General features: G+C 69.7%; 1 protein-coding gene. It reads left to right on the top strand.

Annotated elements, in window-relative coordinates; translation table 11 throughout:
- A partial coding sequence (locus GPT33_RS15770; RefSeq protein WP_296810698.1) for a bifunctional precorrin-2 dehydrogenase/sirohydrochlorin ferrochelatase occupies positions 1-370 on the top strand: 370 nt, incomplete at both ends.

The following is a 370-nucleotide window of genomic DNA, read 5'->3' on the forward strand; positions in this document are numbered from 1 at the left end:
GGGATAAACCCTGCCTGGGCGTCGGCGGCGGCGCCACCGCCGCTCGCAAGGTGGGCAGCCTGCTCCGTGCCGGCGCTGCGGTCACGGTTGTCGCACCCGAGCTCGTCGATGCGCTGAGCGGCCGGGTCGACGCAGGCGCGGTCCGTCATCTCGCGCGGCGCTTCGAGTCCGGTGATATCGAAGGCAACCGTCTCGTGGTTGCCGCAACGGACGACCGCGCGGTCAACCGCCGCGTCGCCGAGCTTGCCCGCGAGTACGACATCCCGGTCAACGTGATCGACGATCCGGATGCCTGCACCTTCTTGCTCCCATCGATCGTGGATCGCTCGCCCGTCGTGGTGGCAATCTCCACCGGCAAGGCGTCCCCCGT

This window comes from Thiocapsa sp. (assembly GCF_011390875.1).
Lineage (GTDB): Bacteria > Pseudomonadota > Gammaproteobacteria > Chromatiales > Chromatiaceae > Thiocapsa.